The sequence below is a fragment of the Micromonospora desertarenae genome (genome assembly GCF_056150265.1).
In genome coordinates, this window is sequence record NZ_JAXCFQ010000009.1 from 17,077 (window position 1) to 31,683 (window position 14,607).

Consider the following 14,607-nt stretch of genomic DNA (forward strand, 5'->3'; position numbering starts at 1 on the left):
GTGACCAGACCGGCACCCCTCGCCGGCGCTGGCCGGGTCGCTGGAGCGGCCGCGCTCATCGCCGTCCTCACCGTGCTCAGCCGGCTCGCCGGCTTCGGCCGGACCGCCGTCTTCACCTGGACGCTGGCCCCCACCGACCTCGGCGGCACGTACGTCGTCGCCAACCAGGTGCCGAACGTCATCTTCGAGATCGTCGCCGGCGGGGCGCTGGCCAGTCTGGTCGTGCCGCTGCTGGCCGGGCCGGTCGCGGCGGGAGACCGGGCGACCGTGGCCCGGACCACCGGCGCCCTGCTCAGCTGGACGCTGGCCCTGCTGGTGCCGCTGGCGCTGCTGGTGGTGCTCTTCGCCGGGCCGCTGGTCGGGGCGCTCGGCGAGGGCCTGACCGCGGCCCAGCAGCACAGCGGCGAGCGGATGCTGCGGGTCTTCGCGCCGCAACTGCCGCTCTACGGGGTGGGCATCGTGCTCACCGGCGTACTCCAGGCGCACCGCCGGTTCGCCTGGCCGGTGATCGCGCCGCTGCTGTCCAGCCTCACCGTGGTCGTGGTCTACCTCGGGTTCACCGCGGCCGAGGGGCGGCTGGCCACGGTCGCCGACGTGAGCCGGGGCGCCGAGCTGTTCCTGGCGGCCGGCACCACGGCCGGCGTGGTGGTGCTCTCGCTGTCCCTGCTGATCCCGGTCCGCCGGCTGCGGCTCGCGCCGCGGTTCGGGTTCGGCTTCCCCGCCGAGGCCCGCGCCCGGGTGGGCGGGCTGGCGGTGGCCGGGGCGGTGACCGTCACCGCCCAGCAGATCGCGCTGATCGTCAGCCTCAACCAGGTCACCTACGGCGCCGCCGCCAACCCCGGGGTCTACAACCTGGCGCAGGCCGTCTACCTGCTGCCCTGGGCGGTGCTGGCGGTGCCGCTGGCGGTCGCCGCCTACCCGACCCTGGTGGCGGCCCGGGCGGCCGGCGACGAGGACGGCTACCGCGCCACGCTCGCCCCGGCGGTGCGCGGGGTGCTGCTGTTCAGCTTCCTCGGCGCCGCGGCGCTGGTCGGCACGGCCGTCCCGGTCGGCCACTTCTTCTTCGACCCCCCGACGGCGTCCACTGCCGCCGGCGCGGTCGCCGGCTTCGCTCCCGGCCTGCTCGGCTACGGGCTGTTCGCCCTGCTGAGCCGCGCCCTGTACGCCCGGGGCGAGACCCGGGCGGCGACCAGCGCGATCGCCGCCGGTTTCCTGGTGGTGCCGGCGGCGGCGCTGGCCCTCGGCGCAGCGCTGCCGCTGCGCGACCGGGTGCCGGCCGTCGCGCTGGCGAACTCGGTCGGGATGCTGGTCCTCGGCGGGCTGCTGCTGGTCGCGGTGCGCCGCTCGGCCGGGGCCGCGGCGCTCGCCGGGGCGGCCCGGGCCGGTGGCGCCGGGCTGCTCGCCGGCGTGCTGGCCACGGCGGCCGGTGCGGCGGCGGCACACTGGCTGGCGGCGGCCGGGGACGGGACCCCGACGACACTCGCGGCACTCGTGCAGGGCATGCTGTCCGGAGTCCTGGTCGGCGCGGTCTTCCTCGCCGTGGCCCGGCTGGTGGACCGGCGGGACGTGCAGCCGCTGCTCGCGGGGGTGCTGCGCCGGCTCGGCCGGGGGCGGCGGGCCGGCGGGGGGCGGCCCGGCGGGGTGCCCCCGGAGCGGGGAGACGGGAAGGAGACGGTGTCCCGGTGAGCGCGTGGCGGGCGCCCGCGGGCCGGACGGCCGGCGACGGGAGTCGTGCCCGGTGAATCCGGTACGGCACGGGACGGGCGACCGGCGGCTGGCGGTCGCCGAGCGGAGGGGGTCGTGGTGACGCAACCGGCACCGGTTCCCGGCTGGCGCGGGACGGTCGGCCTGCTGCTCGCCTCCAGCACCGGCGGGGTCGGGCAGCACGTGCGCTCGCTGGCCGCCGGGCTGACCGCCGCCGGCGTCCGGGTGCTGGTCTGTGGCCCGGCCGCGACCCAGGAACAGTTCGACTTCACCGCCGCCGGGGTCCGCTTCCAGCCGGTGGAGATCCCGGCCAGCCCCACCCCGGCCGACGCGCGGGCGGTGGCCGCGCTGCGCCGGGCGCTCGGCACCGAGCCGGTCGACGTGCTGCACGCCCACGGCCTGCGGGCCGGCCTGGTCGCGGTGCTCGCCCGGCCGGCCGTCCCGCTGGTGGTCACCTGGCACAACGCGGTGCTCGCCGGCGGCCTGCGCGGCAGCCTGTCCCGGCTGGTCGAGCGGATCGTCGCCCGGGGCGCCCGGGTCACCCTCGGCGCCTCCGCCGACCTGGTGGCGCGGGCCGCCGCGCTGGGCGCCGCGGACGCCCGGCTCGCCCCGGTCGCCGCGCCGGCCCTGCCCGCGCCGCGCCGCCGCCGGGCCGCCGTGCGGGCCGAGTTCGGCGTCGCCGCCGACCAGCCACTGGTCGTCTCCGTCGGCCGGCTGCACCCGCAGAAGCGGTACGACGTGCTGGTCGACGCGGCCGCCCGGTGGCGCACCCGGACCCCGCCGCCGGTCGTGGTGATCGCCGGCAGCGGCCCGGCGTACCTGCCGCTGGCCGCCCGGATCTCCGCCGCCCGCGCCCCGGTCACCCTGCTGGGCCACCGCACCGACGTGGCCGACCTGCTGGCCGGCGCCGACCTGGCCGTGGTGACCAGCGACTGGGAGGCCCGCCAGCTCTTCGCGCAGGAGGCGCTGTGGGCCGGCGTACCGCTGGTGGCCACCGCCGTGGGTGGCCTGCCCGAGCTGGTCGGCGACGCCGCGGTGCTGGTGCCGCCGGGCGACGTGGACGCGGTCGACGCGGCCGTGCGCGACCTGCTCGACGACCCGGCGCGCCGGGCCGACCTGGCCCGGCGGGGCGCCGACCGGGCCGCCGGCTGGCCCACCGAGGCGGACACCCTGGCCCAGCTCGCCGGCCTCTACGCCGAGCTGGCCCCGGACGCGGCCGGCCCGGCCACTCCCGGCGCCGACGCCCCCTCGACGGGACGCCGGTGATGCTGCGCAGACTCGCCCCCGCGCTGCTCACCCTGGTCGTGGTGGCGCTCGGCGTCACCGCGCTGGCGGCCCGCCCGAAGACGGAGGCCCCGGAGCGCACCGCCGACTACGTGGTGCTGGTCGGCGTGGCCGGGTTGCGCTGGGAGGACGTCGACCCGCGGACCACCCCGACGCTGTGGCGGATGGCCCAACGCGGCTCGATCGGCTCGCTGTCGGTGCGCTCCGCGCACCGTCCGACCTGCCCGGTCGACGGCTGGCTGACCCTCGGCGCCGGCAGCTACGCCGCCTGGAACGGCAGCCGGCAGGCCGGCGCCTGCCCGCCGGCGGCGGTCACCGTCGAGCAGCCGGACGGCATCGGCGCGAACCTGCCCGACCAGGAGAGCGTCGTGCTGCACAACCAGGAGCGGCTGCCGTGGGGCACGGTCCCGGGCTCGCTGTCGGAGTCGGTGCGCTGCTCGGTGGCGGTCGGGCCGGGCGCGGCGGTGGCGGCCGCCCGGCCGTTCGGTCGGGTCGACCGGTACGCCGCGGCGCTGCCACGGGACCCGGCCGTCCTGCTCGGCTCCTGCGTGCTGAGCATCGTCGACCTGGGCACCGTGGCCGGCGAGGACCCGGCGGCCCGGCAGGCGGCGGCGCGAGCGGCCGACGCCCAGCTGGCCCGGGTGCTCGCCGCCCGCCCGCCGCGCTCGCTGGTGCTCGTCGCCGGGGTCTCCGACACCGACCTGCCGTCCCGGCTGCACGTGGCGGTCGCCGACGGGCCGGGCTGGGAGGGCGGCTGGCTCACCTCGGCGAGCACCGGTCGGGAGGGCTACCTGCAACTGGTCGACCTGGCGCCGACCGCGCTCGCGGCGCTGGGCCGGCCGATGCCCGAGCGGCCCTTCCTGGGCCGGCCCGCCGAGTCGGTGGGCGACCGGCCGGCCGACCTGGCGACCGCCATCGCCCAGCCGGCCGACGCCGACCGGGAGGCCGCCGCCCAGCGGCGGGTCGCCGGCTGGTACTTCACCCTGCTCGCCGCCGCCCAGGTGCTGCTCGGCCTGGCGGTGCTGCCGATGCTGCGCCGGGCCCGCCGGCACGCCGGCCCGTACGGCCCCGAGCCGGTGTCGCGGCGGGTCGTGGCGGTGGTCGAGGTGCTGCTGATCGCCGTCGCGCTGGCCGTGCCGGCGGCCCTGCTCGCCGACGTGGTGCCCTGGTGGCGGGGCGAGCACGCGGGCGCCTGGTTCGCCGGGGTGACCGTGCTGCTGGTGGTCGGGGCGACCGCCGCCGTCCGGCTCACCCCCGGCTACCCGGGGACCCTCGGCCCGCTCGGCGCGGTGGCCGGGCTGACCACGCTGACCGTCGGGCTGGACGTGGTCACCGGCGCCCGGTTGCAGCTCAACGGGGTGGTCGGCTACTCGGCCCTGGAGGGCGGCCGGTACGCCGGCCTGGGCACCGTCGGGCTCGGGGCGTTCCTGGCCGGCGCGCTGCTCAGCGCGGGCTGGCTCGCCCAGCGGGTCCGCCGCTCCTGGCGGCCGGCCGTGGTGGCCAGCGTCGGCGGCGCCGCGGTGGTGGTCGTCGGCAGCCCCTACCTCGGCGCCGACCCGATCGGCGCCATCGCGCTGACCGCCGGGGTGAGCGTCGCCGCGGTGATCAGTGCCGGCGGCTGGCTGACGCTGAGCCGGCTGGCCTGGGCGGCGATGGCCGGGCTGGCGGTGACTGTCGGCCTGGCGCTGCTCGACCTGCGCCGACCCGCCCCGGAGCGGGGCAGCCTGGGCCGGTTCCTGGCCGCGCTCGGCGACGGCACCGGCGGGCTGACCGTGCACCGGTCCAGCACCGCCAACGTGGAGACCCTGGTCAACAGCCCGCTGACCGTGCTGGCGCTGGCCGGCGCGCTGCTGGTGTGGTTCGCCCTGCTCCAGCCGTGGGGTGGGTTGATGCGGCTGTTCGGCATCTACCCGGCGGTCCGGGCGGCGATGGCGGGCACCGCCGTCGCCGCGGTGATCGGCGGGGTGCTGGGCGGCTCCGCGCTGGACGTGGCCGGGGCGGCCGGGGCGCTGGTGGTGCCGATGGCGGCGCTGTCCGCGCTGCGGGTGCTCGACCACTCCACCGACCGGACTCGGCCGGAGGCCGGCGGGCCGCGCGACGAGGCAGCGGCGGGCGCCGCACCGGACCCGGGCCCGCCGTCGCCCGACGCCACCCCGGACCCGTCCGGTTCCCCGGCCACGCCAGACCCGGCCGAACCGTCCGCCGACGCCACCCCGGACCCGTCCGCGCCGGCTCCGGACGCCACGGAACAGTCGTCCGGGGCGGCGGCCGGCGAGCCGCGGGCGGGGGAGCGGGGCCGCGCCGCCCGCTCGTCCACCGAGGTCGCGACCTCCTGACCGGGGGCCCCGGCCCGACGCCGAACCGCGCCTACCTCGGGTGCGGCACCGGCACACCGCCGGTGAGGTGTTACCGTGGAATCCCGTGGATCGCGTGATCACTTGGCTGATCGGCACGGCGGTCTGCACGACCGCGACGGACGACACGGGAGCAGGCCTTGGCCCCTTCAGCACGGACGACCAGGCACATTTTCGTCACCGGGGGCGTCGCCTCCTCGCTGGGTAAGGGCCTCACCGCCTCCAGCCTCGGCAACCTGCTCACCGCGCGCGGGCTGCGCGTGGTGATGCAGAAGCTCGACCCCTACCTCAACGTCGACCCGGGCACCATGAACCCGTTCCAGCACGGCGAGGTCTTCGTCACCGAGGACGGCGCCGAGACCGACCTCGACGTCGGCCACTACGAGCGGTTCCTGGACCGGGCGCTGTCCGGCAAGGCGAACGTCACCACCGGCCAGATCTACTCGGCGGTGATCGCCAAGGAGCGGCGCGGCGAGTACCTGGGCGACACCGTCCAGGTCATCCCGCACATCACCAACGAGATCAAGGCGCGGATCACGGCCATGGCCGACCCGGACGACGACGGCCAGGTGCCGGACGTCGTGATCACCGAGGTCGGCGGCACGGTCGGCGACATCGAGTCGCTGCCGTTCCTGGAGGCGATCCGGCAGGTCCGCCACGACCTGGGCCGGGACAACTGCTTCTACCTGCACGTCTCGCTGGTGCCCTACCTGGCGCCCTCCGGCGAGCTGAAGACCAAGCCGACCCAGCACTCGGTGGCCCAGCTGCGCAGCATCGGCATCCAGCCGGACGCGCTGGTGCTGCGCTGCGACCGGGACATCCCGGACAAGGTCAAGCAGAAGCTGTCGCTCTACTGCGACGTCGACCGGGAGGCGGTCACCGCCGCCCCGGACGCGCCGAGCATCTACGACATCCCGAAGGTGCTGCACCGCGAGGGGCTGGACGCGTACGTGGTGCGCCGGCTCGGCCTCTCCTTCCGGGACGTGGACTGGAGCAGCTGGGACGACCTGCTGGACCGGGTGCACCAGCCCCGGCACACGGTCACCGTCGCGCTGGTCGGCAAGTACGTCGACCTGCCCGACGCGTACCTGTCGGTGAGCGAGGCGGTCCGGGCGGCCGGCTTCGGCCACCGGGCCCGGGTGCAGCTGCGCTGGGTGCCCAGCGACGAGTGCGTCACCCCGTCCGGCGCGGCGGCCGCCCTGGCCGGCGTCGACGGCATCGTCATCCCCGGCGGGTTCGGCGTGCGCGGCATCGAGGGCAAGATCGGCGCGGCCCGCTACGCCCGGGAGAACGGTGTCCCGCTGCTCGGGCTCTGCCTCGGCCTGCAGTGCATGACCATCGAGGTGGCCCGGCACCTGGCCGGACTGGACGGCGCCAACTCGCTGGAGTTCGACGAGGAGGCCAAGCACCCGGTCATCGCCACCATGGCCGACCAGGAGGACATCGTCGCCGGCAAGGGCGACCTGGGCGGCACCATGCGGCTCGGGGCGTACCCGGCGAAGCTCGCCGAGGGGTCGCTGGTCGCCGAGGCGTACGGCAGCACCGAGGTCAGCGAGCGGCACCGGCACCGCTACGAGGTGAACAACGCCTACCGGGACGCGCTGACCAAGGCCGGGCTGCACATCTCGGGTACCTCCCCGGACGGGCGGCTGGTCGAGTTCGTCGAGCTGGACCGGGGCCTGCACCCGTTCTTCGTGGCCACCCAGGCGCACCCGGAGCTGAAGAGCCGGCCCACCCGGCCGCACCCGCTCTTCGCCGCGTTCGTGAAGGCGGCGGTGACCTACTCCGAGGCCGACCAGCTCCCGGTCGACCTGGAGGCCGCGGCGAGCGCGGCGGCCCAGAACGGCGGTTCGGCCGCCGCCCGGGCGGCGGCCGCCTCATGAGCGCGGTCGAGCACCGCTACCAGGTGCGCTCCCGGGAGGAGCGCTACCGGGGGCGGATCTTCGACGTGGTCAGCGAGGAGGTGACCATGCCGGGCGGCGGCACCGCGGTGCGCGACTACGTCCGGCACGTCGGGGCGGTGGCCGTGGTGGCGCTCGACGCCGCCGGCCAGGTGGTGCTGATCCGGCAGTACCGGCACCCGGTCGGGCGGCACCTGTGGGAGTTGCCGGCCGGGTTGACCGACGTGACCGGCGAGGACCTGGCCGCCGCGGCGGCCCGGGAGCTGGCCGAGGAGGTCGACCTCGTCGCCGGGCGGCTCGACGTGCTGGTCGACCTGCACAGCTCGCCCGGCTTCACCAACGAGCTGGTCCGGGTCTTCCTGGCCCGGGAGCTGACCGAGGTGCCGGCGGAGTCCCGGCACGAGCGCCGCGACGAGGAGGCCGACCTGCAGGTGGTCCGGCTCGGCCTGGACGAGGCGGTCGGCATGGTCCTGGCCGGCGAGATCACCAACGCGTCCTGCGTCGCCGGGCTGCTCGCCGCGGCCCGGGCCCGGGACGCCGGCTGGTCGGTGCTGCGCCGGGCGGACGCGCCGGTGCCGGGCTGAGCCCGGACCTCGGGCCGGTGCGCCGGCGGGGTACGTGAAAGGGGCCGTGCGGTACGCCGCACGGCCCCTTTGTCGTCGTCCCCGGGTCGGGTCAGTCGCGCAGCGGGCGACCCTGCCCGTCGACACCACCGTTGACCAGGATCAGGATGCCGTCGATGAGGCCCCAGATGCTGCCGAGACCGCAGGTCACGATGCTCACCACGAGCTGGATGACGCCGGTCTTGGTGTCGCCCATGTAGAACCGGCCGGCACCGAAGAAGCCCAGCAGGATCTGCAGGACGCCCGCGATCACCTTGCTCTTGTCGGAAACGCCCTGGGGATACCCGGGCTGGTAAGGAGGAGTGGTCATGAGGCGACACCTTAGTGATCGACTCTCGTCCTGTCCGCAGCGGTATCCAGCGAGTGGGACGATAATGGACGAACACTGTCCTGACGGATGAGGCGGCGTACCCCCGCCGGCCGAGGCGACGCCTGACACTTCGTCAGCGTCGGCGGTCACCGGATGTCACTGTGCTGGCCCCCGGCGGGTGCCGACGCGCCTAGACTGCCGCCGGCGGGACCGGTGGACCGCGGTGGCAAAGGGGCCGCCGTGGCGCCGAGCAGTCGGGGGAGAGCGGCCCCGAAGGAAGGTGTCTGCATCGTGAAGGTCGGAATCCCCCGCGAGGTCAAGAACCACGAGTACCGGGTGGCGATCACGCCCGCGGGCGTCAACGAGTTCACCCGCCACGGCCACGAGGTCTTCGTCGAGTCCGGGGCGGGCGTCGGCTCCAGCATCACCGACGACGAGTTCGCCGCCGCCGGCGCCAAGATCCTGGCCAGCGCCGACGAGGTCTGGGACGCCGCCGAGCTGGTGCTCAAGGTCAAGGAGCCGATCGCCGAGGAGTACCATCGGATGCGCGAGGGGCAGGTGCTCTTCACCTACCTGCACCTGGCCGCGTCCAAGGAGTGCACCGACGCGCTGCTGGACCGCAAGGTCACCGGCATCGCGTACGAGACGGTCGAGCTGCCGGACCGGTCGCTGCCGCTGCTCGCCCCGATGTCGGAGGTGGCCGGCCGGCTCGCCCCGCAGGTGGGCGCCTTCTACATGATGCGCACCGGGGGTGGCCGGGGCGTGCTCCCCGGCGGCGTCTCCGGCGTGTACGCGGCCAAGACCGTGGTCATCGGCGCCGGCGTCTCCGGCATGAACGCCGCCGCGATCGCCCTCGGCCTGCAGTCCGAGGTGCTGCTGCTGGACAAGAACGTCGCCCGGCTGCGCCAGGCCGACGCGATCTACCGGGGCCACCTGCAGACGGTCGCCTCCAACGCGTACGAGATCGAGCGGGCCGTGCTGGACGCGGACCTGGTCATCGGCGCGGTGCTGGTGCCCGGCGCGAAGGCGCCCAAGCTCATCTCCAACGAGCTGGTCTCCCGGATGAAGCCGGGCAGCGTGCTCGTCGACATCGCCATCGACCAGGGCGGCTGCTTCGAGGACTCGCGCCCCACCACGCACGCCGACCCGGTCTACAAGGTGCACGAGTCGATCTTCTACTGCGTGGCGAACATGCCCGGCGCGGTGCCGAACACCAGCACCCACGCGCTGACCAACGTCACCCTCCCGTACGCCCTGGAGCTGGCCAACCACGGCTGGCGCGAGGCGCTGCGCCGCGACCCGGCGCTGGCGCTCGGCCTGAACACCCACGCCGGCCAGGTCACCTACGGCCCGGTCGCCGAGGCGCACGGCATGGGCGTCCTCCCGCTGGCCGACGTGCTGGGCTGAGAGGCGGCGGGCTGACCGGAGCACCGGACGGGGCCGGCGCGGGCGGTGAGCCCGCGCCGGCCCTGTGCCGCGCCGTGCGCGGCTACCTCGACCACCTCACGGTCGAGCGTGGACTCTCCGCGAACACCCTGGCGTCGTACCGCCGGGACCTGGACCGCTACCTCGCCACGCTGGCCGCGGCGGGCGTCGCCGACCTCGCCGCCGTCGGCCCGGCCATGGTGGAGACGCACCTGGCCCGGCTGCGCGCCGGCGAGGACGGGCACCCGCCGCTGGCGGCGTCCTCCGCGGCCCGGGCCGCCAGCGCGGTGCGCGGCCTGCACCGGTTCGCCGTGCGCGAGGGGCTGGCCGGGGCCGACCCGAGCCGCGACGTGCGCCCGCCCACCCCGCCGCGCCGGCTGCCCCGGGCGCTGCCGGTCGACGACGTGGTGCGGCTGCTGGAGACCGCCGGCCCGGTGGCCGCCACCGGCGACGGCGCGCCGCTCGCGCTGCGCGACCGGGCGCTGCTGGAGTTCCTGTACGGCACCGGGGCGCGGATCTCGGAGGCGGTCGGCGCCGCGGTGGACGACCTCGACCCGGCCGAGGGGACCGCGCTGCTGCGCGGCAAGGGCGGGCGCAGCCGGCTGGTCCCGATCGGCGGGTACGCGGTCGAGGCGCTGCGCGCCTACCTGGTGCGCGCCCGGCCGGCGCTGGCCGCCGCCGGCCGGGGCACCCCGGCGGTCTTCCTCAACGCGCGCGGCGGCGCGCTGTCCCGGCAGGGCGCGTGGACCATCCTGCGCCGCGCGGCGCAGCGGGCCGGTCTGCCGGTCGACGGGCCGCAGGCGGTCTCCCCGCACACCCTGCGCCACTCGTACGCCACCCACCTGCTCGACGGCGGCGCGGACGTGCGGGTGGTGCAGGAACTGCTCGGCCACGCCTCGGTCACCACCACCCAGGTCTACACGCTGGTCACCGTGGAGCGGCTGCGCGAGGTGTACGCCACCGCCCACCCCCGTGCCCGCGGCTGACCGGGCTCGTCGCCATGACCCGCGCGGGTGGCCCCGCCCGGAGACCCGCGCCCGTGCTCCGGAAGAGTGGCCGGGCCGACGGCGGGAGCACTCTTCCGGTGAACGTGCGGGCGTCGGGGCGCCGGGGGCCGGCAAGCGCGCCGGCCGACACGCCGAGCGGGTGCCGAACGCCCTGCTGGCCGGTGGCGTACAGTCGGCATCGGCGCGGACCTGGCGGGGCGATGCGACCGGGGTGCGCAGCGGCGCCGCGAAGGACGTCGGTCGGCTCCGACGCCGGGTGGTCGTCGGGAGGGGGCAACGAGGACATGGCTGGCAACGGTGACCGTGCCGAGACGTGGACGTCGGAGCTCCGCGAGCAGCAGGCCGCGCTCGGCAACGACCTGGGGCCGGCGGATCCGGCGGCCTACACGATGCGCAAGCCGATCCCCGAGCCGATGCCGACCGACCGGCACGGGCCGGCCCGGATCATCGCGATGGCCAACCAGAAGGGCGGGGTCGGCAAGACCACCACGACCATCAACCTGGGCGCGGCGCTGGCCGAGTACGGCCGCAAGGTGCTGCTGGTCGACTTCGACCCGCAGGGCGCGCTCTCGGTCGGGCTGGGGGTCAACCCGCACAACCTCGACCTGTCCGTCTACAACCTGCTCATGCAGGACGACGTCACGGCCGACGACGTCCTGATCAAGACGGACGTGGCCGGGCTGCACCTGCTGCCGGCCAACATCGACCTCTCCGCCGCCGAGATCCAGCTGGTCAACGAGGTCGCCCGGGAGATGGCCCTGGCCCGGGTGCTCAAGTCGATCCGCAAGGAGTACGACTTCATCCTGATCGACTGCCAGCCCTCGCTGGGCCTGCTGGCGATCAACGCGTTGACCGTCGCGCACGGCGTGCTCATCCCGCTGGAGTGCGAGTTCTTCAGCCTGCGCGGTGTCGCGCTGCTGCTGGACACCATCGACAAGGTCCGCGAGCGGCTCAACTTCGACCTGGAGCTCGAGGGCATCCTGGCCACCATGTACGACAGCCGCACCACCCACTGCCGGCAGGTGCTCCAGCGGGTGGTGGAGGCGTTCGGCGACAAGGTCTACCAGACGGTCATCACCAAAACCGTCAAGTTCCCCGAGTCGACCGTCGCCGGTGCCCCGATCACCACGCTCGACCCGGCCTCGTCCGGCGCCCGCAACTACCGGCAGCTGGCCCGTGAGGTGATCGCCGCCCAGGCGGAGCGGTAGCCGGAGTGCACCACCAGAGCGCCGGGCCGTGCCGGCCGTGGACTACGGTCGTCCGGTGACCGCGCCGCCCCTCGACCCGCCCGCCGCGCCGGAGCAGCCGCCAGCCGCGGCCCCGCCCGGCCCGGACGGCGCCGTGGCCGAGGACCCCACCGGCCCGGTCGACGCCACGGGAGACACCCCGGCGGTGGGGGACGCGGCCGGGGGTGGCGGGTTCACCGTCCGGCTGGCCAACTTCACCGGCCCGTTCGACCTGCTGCTGCAACTGATCGGCAAGCACAAGCTCGACGTCACCGAGGTGGCGCTGCACCGGGTCACCGACGAGTTCATCGCGTACATCCGGGCCATGGGCGACCGGTGGGACCTGGACGAGGCCAGCGAGTTCCTGCTCGTCGCCGCGACCCTGCTCGACCTGAAGGCGGCCCGGCTGCTGCCCGCCGCTGAGGTGGAGGACGAGGAGGACCTGGCCCTGCTGGAGGCCCGGGATCTGCTCTTCGCCCGGCTGTTGCAGTACAAGGCGTTCAAGGAGGCGGCGGCGCACATCGCCGCGCTGGAGGAGGTCGGCGGCCGCCGCTACCCGCGGGCGGTCACCCTGGAGCCCCGCTACGCCGAGGCGCTGCCCGAGCTGGTGCTCGGTATCGGCCCGCAGCGGCTGCTCAAGCTGGCGATCAGGGCGATGACCCCGAAGCCGGTGCCGGAGGTCTCGATCGCCCACGTGCACATGGTCCGGGTCAGCGTCCGGGAGCACGCGGCGATCATCACCGAGCGGCTGCGCCGGGCCGGCACCGCCAGCTTCTCCCTGCTCTGCGCCGACTGCGACGCCACCCTGGAGGTGGTGGCCCGGTTCCTGGCGCTGCTGGAGCTCTACCGGGAGGGCCTGGTCGCGTTCGTCCAGGAACAGGCCCTGGAGGAGCTGACCGTACGCTGGACGGGTCCCGCCGAGGGCGGCCCGGACCTGCACATCGACGAGTACGCCGGCACCCCGGCCGAGGACACCGGCGCCGGTGCCGACGCGGGCGCCGCCGCTGGTGGGGACACGCGCGCCGCCGCTGGGGACGCGCCGGCACGGACCGAGGAGGGACCGCGATGAGCAACGAGGAGCGCCGCGACTCCCTGGCCGACCAGGCCGCCGCCTGGGTGCCGCCCTGGCAGCGCCCCAGCCCGCCGGCCGCCCAGCCGGCCGCCCCGCCCACCGAGGCCGCCACCCCACCCGCCGCCGAGCCGCCCTCGCCCGCCGCCGAGCAGCCGCCCGTGCCCGCCGACGACCCGACGCCGCCGCCGTCCGCGCCCGCCGCGGATCTTGGAAACGAAGCGCCCCCGGAGGGGCCGAATTCGTCCAAGATCTCCGCGGGGGCGGAGGCGGGGGTGGAGGTGTCGCCTGCCGAGGCGGAACCGGTCGCGGGGGAGGGCGGCGCTGGCGGCGTACCGGAGAAGCGGGGGCGGCGGCGGACGGCGCCGGAGCCGGCGCCCGAGCTGGACGACGCGGAGCTGCGCGGGGCGCTGGAGGCGATCCTGCTGGTGGTCGACGAGCCGGTCAGCGAGCTGACCCTGGCCGACGTGTTGGAGCAGCCGGTCGAGCGGATCGGCCCGATGCTGGACGACATCGCCGCCGGCTACACCGCGGCCGGGCACGGCTTCGAGCTGCGCCGGGCCGCCGGCGGCTGGCGGCTGTACACCCGCCCGGAATACGCCGGGTACGTCGAGCGGTTCGTGCTGGACGGGCAGTCGGTCCGGCTGACCCAGGCCGCGCTGGAGACCCTGGCCGTGGTCGCCTACAAGCAGCCGGTCACCCGCTCGCGGATCTCCGCGATCCGCGGAGTCAACTGCGACGGGGTGATCCGTACCCTGGTCTCCCGCGGGCTGGTCGAGGAGTGTGGCACCGAACCGGACAGCGGGGCGTTCCTGTACCGGACGACCACGATGTTCCTGGAGAAGCTCGGGCTGAACAGCCTCGACGACCTGCCGCCGCTCGCCCCGTTCCTGCCCGACGACGTAGAAGAGCTTGCCGATGCCACGCGATGACCGTGCCCCCCGACCCGACGCGCCGGTGTACACCGGCGCCGAGCGCCTCCAGAAGGTGCTCGCCGCCGCCGGCGTCGGGTCCCGCCGCGCCTGCGAGGACCTGATCTTCCGGCGCCGGGTGACGGTGAACGGCAGGGTCGCGCAGTTGGGCGACAAGGTCGACCCGACGACAGCGGTGATCGAGGTGGACGGGGAGCGGGTGGTCGCCGACACCCGCCTGGTCTACCTGGCGATGAACAAGCCGCGCGGGGTGGTCTCCACGATGGCCGACGAGAAGGGCCGCACCGCGCTGGCCGACTTCCTCGGCAACCGGGTGGAGCAGCGGGTCTACCACGTCGGGCGGCTGGACGCGGACAGCGAGGGGCTGCTGCTGCTCACCAACGACGGCACGCTCGCGCACCGGCTGATGCACCCCTCCTACGGGGTGCCGAAGACCTACCTGTGCGAGGTGGCCGGGCCGATCCCGCGCAACCTGGGCAAGCGGCTGATGACCGGGGTGGAGCTGGAGGACGGCCCGGCCCGGGTCGACGCGTTCCGGGTGGTGGACACCCTGGGACGGACCGCCCAGGTGGAGCTGACCCTGCACGAAGGGCGTAAGCACATCGTCCGGCGGCTGCTGGCCGAGGTCGGCCACCCGGTGTCCCGGCTGGTGCGTACCTCGATCGGGCCGATCCGGCTGGGTGACCTGCGAGCCGGGCGGACCCGCCGGCTCACCAACGCCGAGGTGGCGGCGTTGTTCAAGGCGGTGGGTGACTGACCCCGCCGTTCGGGG

Annotated in this window: 12 protein-coding genes; 11 read left to right on the forward strand and 1 reads right to left on the reverse strand. The window is 75.7% G+C overall.

Annotated elements, in window-relative coordinates:
• The 5 genes from murJ to SM577_RS19305 all read left to right on the forward strand — a co-directional run bounded on the left by murJ (position 1) and on the right by SM577_RS19305 (position 7,827).
• Positions 1–1,686, forward strand: a complete 1,686-nt coding sequence (murJ, locus tag SM577_RS19285) for a murein biosynthesis integral membrane protein MurJ (RefSeq protein WP_302921261.1) — start codon at positions 1–3, stop codon at positions 1,684–1,686.
• A gap of 117 nt (positions 1,687–1,803) precedes the next feature.
• On the forward strand, positions 1,804–2,970 hold the full coding sequence (locus SM577_RS19290; protein ID WP_474587580.1) for a glycosyltransferase family 4 protein: 1,167 nt from the start codon (positions 1,804–1,806) through the stop codon (positions 2,968–2,970).
• The gene (locus tag SM577_RS19295; RefSeq protein ID WP_474587581.1) at positions 2,970–5,324 is read left to right on the forward strand and encodes a hypothetical protein; all 2,355 of its coding nucleotides are present in this window, start codon (positions 2,970–2,972) and stop codon (positions 5,322–5,324) included. The genes SM577_RS19290 and SM577_RS19295 overlap by 1 nt, the downstream gene beginning before the upstream one ends.
• A gap of 158 nt (positions 5,325–5,482) precedes the next feature.
• The gene (locus SM577_RS19300) at positions 5,483–7,225 is read left to right on the forward strand and encodes a CTP synthase (RefSeq protein ID WP_302921264.1); all 1,743 of its coding nucleotides are present in this window, start codon (positions 5,483–5,485) and stop codon (positions 7,223–7,225) included.
• Entirely contained in the window at positions 7,222–7,827 is a 606-nt protein-coding gene (locus SM577_RS19305; RefSeq protein WP_474587582.1) for an NUDIX domain-containing protein, read from the forward strand. Before SM577_RS19300 ends, SM577_RS19305 begins: the two co-directional genes overlap by 4 nt.
• Before the next feature lie 91 nt (positions 7,828–7,918).
• Here the strand turns inward: SM577_RS19305 and SM577_RS19310 are convergent, their stop codons facing one another.
• Positions 7,919–8,242 carry a TM2 domain-containing protein gene (locus SM577_RS19310; RefSeq protein WP_368051032.1) on the reverse strand — a complete coding sequence of 108 codons (324 nt, stop codon included), beginning with the start codon at positions 8,240–8,242 and terminating at the stop codon, positions 7,919–7,921.
• A gap of 225 nt (positions 8,243–8,467) precedes the next feature.
• On the opposite strand from SM577_RS19310, the gene ald reads away from it, so the two are divergent.
• The 6 genes from ald (at position 8,468) to SM577_RS19340 (ending at position 14,592) form a co-directional block, all read left to right on the forward strand.
• Positions 8,468–9,583 carry an alanine dehydrogenase gene (ald, locus tag SM577_RS19315; protein WP_302921267.1) on the forward strand — a complete coding sequence of 372 codons (1,116 nt, stop codon included), beginning with the start codon at positions 8,468–8,470 and terminating at the stop codon, positions 9,581–9,583.
• Between the two features lie 11 nt (positions 9,584–9,594).
• The gene (locus SM577_RS19320; protein ID WP_474587735.1) at positions 9,595–10,587 is read left to right on the forward strand and encodes a site-specific tyrosine recombinase XerD; all 993 of its coding nucleotides are present in this window, start codon (positions 9,595–9,597) and stop codon (positions 10,585–10,587) included.
• 305 nt (positions 10,588–10,892) lie between these two features.
• Positions 10,893–11,816 carry a ParA family protein gene (locus SM577_RS19325; RefSeq protein WP_109906553.1) on the forward strand — a complete coding sequence of 308 codons (924 nt, stop codon included), beginning with the start codon at positions 10,893–10,895 and terminating at the stop codon, positions 11,814–11,816.
• A 133-nt stretch (positions 11,817–11,949) separates the two neighbouring features.
• Entirely contained in the window at positions 11,950–12,903 is a 954-nt protein-coding gene (locus SM577_RS19330) for a segregation and condensation protein A (protein ID WP_474587736.1), read from the forward strand.
• Entirely contained in the window at positions 12,900–13,835 is a 936-nt protein-coding gene (gene scpB, locus SM577_RS19335; RefSeq protein ID WP_474587583.1) for an SMC-Scp complex subunit ScpB, read from the forward strand. The genes SM577_RS19330 and scpB overlap by 4 nt, the downstream gene beginning before the upstream one ends.
• Positions 13,822–14,592: a pseudouridine synthase gene (locus SM577_RS19340; protein ID WP_474587584.1), complete on the forward strand. Its 771-nt coding sequence runs from the start codon at positions 13,822–13,824 to the stop codon at positions 14,590–14,592. Before scpB ends, SM577_RS19340 begins: the two co-directional genes overlap by 14 nt.
• Positions 14,593–14,607: the final 15 nt, after the last annotated feature.

What these genes read in the sequence shown, in the direction of transcription:
- SM577_RS19295 (WP_474587581.1), top strand. Translation starts at nt 2,970, where the DNA reads ATGCTGCGCAGACTCGCCCCCGCGCTGCTCACCCTGGTCGTGGTGGCG.
- SM577_RS19305 (WP_474587582.1), top strand. Translation starts at nt 7,222, where the DNA reads ATGAGCGCGGTCGAGCACCGCTACCAGGTGCGCTCCCGGGAGGAGCGC.
- SM577_RS19325 (WP_109906553.1), top strand. Translation starts at nt 10,893, where the DNA reads ATGGCTGGCAACGGTGACCGTGCCGAGACGTGGACGTCGGAGCTCCGC.
- scpB (WP_474587583.1), top strand. Translation starts at nt 12,900, where the DNA reads ATGAGCAACGAGGAGCGCCGCGACTCCCTGGCCGACCAGGCCGCCGCC.
- SM577_RS19340 (WP_474587584.1), top strand. Translation starts at nt 13,822, where the DNA reads ATGCCACGCGATGACCGTGCCCCCCGACCCGACGCGCCGGTGTACACC.